Source organism: Streptomyces sp. S6 (assembly GCF_054880855.1).
On sequence record NZ_JBTYMC010000448.1, the window covers coordinates 1 to 4021 of the forward strand.

1 protein-coding gene is annotated in these 4021 nt (G+C 75.0%); it reads right to left on the reverse strand.

Features of this window, described 5'->3' with window-relative positions:
* Nucleotides 1-4021, reverse strand: a 4021-nt coding sequence (locus ACVNF4_RS33310) for a type I polyketide synthase (RefSeq protein ID WP_461806605.1), incomplete at both ends; no start/stop codon positions are given.

Sequence of the window (4021 nt, forward strand, 5' to 3'; positions counted from 1 at the left end):
GGGCCCCCCGGTGGAGGCGCCGCCGGTCACCGCGATCACGCGGGCCGCGAGGAGCCGTTCGTCGGTCAGGACGGACTGGAGGAGCGCGAGCGCGTCGCAGGTGGCGTGCCGGACGGTGTCCGGGGTGTCCGTGTCGGGCGGGGTCTCCAGGGCGAGGACGACGAGGTCGGTGCCCTCCGAGACCGTCGCGGGCCCGGCGTGTGCCTCGCCGCCTAGGGCCTCGGCGAGGACACCGGCGCGTCCGTCGGGCCGTCCGACGACCGTCCAGCGGGTGCCGGAGGCGGGTGTCTCGGCGTCGACCGGGCGCCATTCGGGGGCGTACAGCTCGGCGGTGTGGGGGGCGTCGGCGTGGCGGGTGGTCTCCAGCCAGTACGGCCGGTGCTGGAAGGCGTAGGTCGGCAGGTCGGTGCGGCGCGCTCCGGGGAGCAGGGCCGTCCAGTCGGCGGCGACTCCCCGCACGTGCAGCCGGCCGAGGGTGACGGCCAGGCTCCGGGTCTCCTCGCGGCCGGTACGCAGCGCGGCGAGGGCGAGCAGGCCGGGGGCGGTCTCTTCGACGAGGGACACGAGGCTGCCGTCCGGGCCGAGTTCGAGGACCGTCGTGACGTCCTGCTCCCGCACGGTCCGGATCCCGTCGGCGAAGCGGACGGTGGCCCGGACGTGGTGCAGCCAGTACTCCGGGTCGGTGAGCTCCGCGATCTCCCCGGTGACGTTGGAGACGACCGGGATGCCCGGCTCCTCGTAGCTGACCCCGGCGACAACCTGGGCGAACTCGTCGAGCATCGGCTCCATGAGCCCGGAGTGGAAGGCGTGGCTCACCTTGAGCTGCTTGACCCGCCGTCCCCGGGCGGCGAAGCCGTCGGCGACCTCCTTGACGGCGACCTCCTCACCGGAGAGCACCAGCGCGCGGGGCCCGTTGACGGCCGCGAGCCACACGCCGGGGACGTCGGCCAGCTCGGCCTCCTCCGCCTCGACGGCCCACATGACGCCGCCCGACGGCAACTCCTGCATCAGCCGCCCCCGTGCGGCGACGACCCGGCAGGCGTCCGGCAGCGACCACACCCCGGCGACGTGCGCGGCCACCAACTCGCCGAGCGAGTGCCCGAGGACGACGTCCGGCCGGACCCCCCACGACTCCAGGAGCCGGTACAGGGCGACCTCGACGGCGAACAGCGCGGGCTGGGCGAGCCCGGTCTCGGCGAGGTCCTCGGCGGTGCCGTGGAACACGGCCTCCTTCAGCGCGAGCCCCTCGAACGCGGCACACACCTCGTCGAAGGCCGTCGCGAACACCTCGTACGCCTCGTACAGTTCGCGTCCCATGCCGACCCGCTGCGAGCCCTGTCCGGAGAACACCACCGCGAGTCCGCCGTCGGCCGGGGTGTCGGTGACAGCGGGGCCGTCCGTCGCGAGGGCGGTGAGGGCCTGGTGGAGGGTGTCGCGGTCGGTGGCGGCGAGGACGGTGGCGGTGGGGAGGACGGCGCGGGTGGTGGCGAGGGAGAGGGCGAGGTCGGCCACGGTCGGGTACGGGTGAGCGGCGAGGCGGGCGGCCTGGGCGCGTAGGGCGGTGTCGTCCCATGCGGAGAGCACGATCGGGGCGACGCCGTGGCGGGGATCGGCGGCCGGGGTCTCGTCGACAGGCTGCTCGGGCTGTTCGAGGATCACGTGGGCGTTGGTGCCGCTGATGCCGAAGGAGGAGACTCCCGCACGGCGGGGGCGGCCGGTCTCGGGCCAGGCCCGCTGCTCGGTGAGGAGTTCGACGGCGCCGGTGGTCCAGTCGACCTCGGGGGTGGGCTCGTCGATGTGGAGGGTCTTCGGCAGGACTTCCTCGCGCATCGCGAGGACCGTCTTGATGACCCCGGCGACCCCGGCGGCGGCCTGGGTGTGACCGATGTTCGACTTCAACGAGCCGAGCATGAGCGGCCGTTCGCGGTGCTGGCCGTAGGCCTCCAGCAGCGCCTGCGCCTCGATCGGGTCGCCGAGCTTCGTGCCCGTGCCGTGTGCCTCGACGGCGTCGACCTCGGCGGGCGTGAGCCTCGCGTCGGCGAGCGCGGCGCCGATCACCCGTTGCTGGGAGGGGCCGTTGGGCGCGGTGAGGCCGTTGGAGGCGCCGTCCTGGTTGATCGCGGAGCCCCGGACGATCGCCAGCACCTCGTGCCCATTGCGGCGGGCGTCGGAGAGCCGCTCCACGACGAGCATCCCGGCGCCCTCGGCGAGCGCGAAGCCGTCGGCCGCCGCCGCGAACGCCTTGCTGCGGCCGTCCCGGGCGAGCGCCTGCTGACGGCTGAACCCGACGAAGGAGGCCGGCTCGGACATCACGGCCGCCCCACCCGCGAGGGCGAGGTCGCACTCCCCCGCGCGCAGCGCCTGCACGGCGAGGTGGAGGGCGACGAGCGACGACGAGCAGGCGGTGTCGATGCTGACGGCCGGGCCCTGAAGTCCGAGGGTGTAGGAGATACGGCCGGAGGCGACGCTCGCGGCGGCGCCGGTCGCGAAGTAGCCCTCCACGTCACCGGCGGCGTCCAACAGGCGGGCGGTGTGGCCCTGTTCGCTGATGCCGACGTAGACGCCGGTCCGGGAGCCGCGCAGGTCGGACGGGCGGATCCCGGCGCGCTCCAGGGCCTCCCACGCGGTCTCCATGAGGAGCCGTTGCTGCGGGTCCATGGACAGGGCCTCACGCGGGGAGATCCCGAAGAACCCGGCGTCGAAGAGGGCCGCGTCGCGCAGGAAGCCGCCCTGGTCGACGTAGCTGGAGTCGGTGGTGGTCTCCTCGGGGTCGTGCAGCCGGTGCAGCGGCCAGCCCCGGTCGGTGGGGAAGCCTCCGACGAGGTCGGCGCCCTCGGTGACCGCCCGCCACAGCTCCTCCGGGGACCCGATGCCGCCGGGGAAACGGCAGCTCATGGCGACCAGCGCGATGGGCTCGTCCCGGTCGGCGGCGCGCACCACGACGGGTGCCGCCGGGGCGTCCTCGGCGCCGAACAGTTTCTCGCCGAGGTAGGCGGCGAGGGCCGTGGCGGTGGGCTGGTCGAAGACGAGCGTGGAGGGCAGCCGCACGCCGGTGGCGGTGGCGAGCCGGTTGCGCAGGTCGACGGCGGTCAGGGAGTCGAAGCCGAGGTCGCGGAAGGCTCGCCGGGGGTCGACGGCGTCCGCGCCGGTGTGGCCGAGGACTCCGGCCGCGTGCTCGCGGACCAGGTCGCGCAGGGCGCGGGTGCGGGCGGCCTTGTCGAGTCCGGTCAGGGTGCGGGCCAGCTCCGAGGCGGGGGCGGTGGGCTGCTCGTCCTCGGTCTGCGGGCGGGCCTCGGGGAGTTCGTCGAGGAGGTGGCTGGGCCGGCCGGTGGTGAAGACCTCGGCGAAGCGCGGCCAGTCGACGTCCGCCAGCAGGACGGAGACGTCCCCGTCGGCGAGCACCGTCCGCAGTCCGGCGACCGCCGTCTCGGGTTCGATGACGGGCAGGCCGGTCAGCCGCAGTTGCTCGTAGATCGTGTCGGACACCATGCCGCCGCCCGCCCACGGCCCCCACGCCACGGAGAGGGTCGGCACGCCGTCGGCGCTGCGCCGCTCGGCGCGGGCGTCCAGGACGGCGTTCCCGGCGGCGTACACGCCGTGGTCGGCGGCGCCCCAGACGGCGGTGACGGAGGAGAAGTAGACGACGGCGTCGAGCTGGGCGGGGTCGAGGGCGGCCTCGATGTTGTCGATGCCGGTGACCTTCGCGGCGAGGACGGCGGTGAGGTCGTCGAAGGGTGCCTCGGCGACGGGTCCGCCGACGCCTACGCCCGCCGCGTGGACGACGGCCCGGATCAGGTCGCCGTCGCGCTGGAGGTCGTCCAGGGTCTCCGCGACGGCGGTCCGGTCGGCGGTGTCGCAGGCGACGAGGGTGACGCGCTTGCCCACCTCCCTTATCTCAGCAGCCAGTTCGGCCGCGCCGGGCGCGTCGGGGCCCCGGCGGCTGAGGAGGATCAGGTGGTCGGCGCCGTCGGCCGCGAGCCAGCGGGCGATGTGGGTGCCGAGGGCGCCGGTGCCGCCGGTG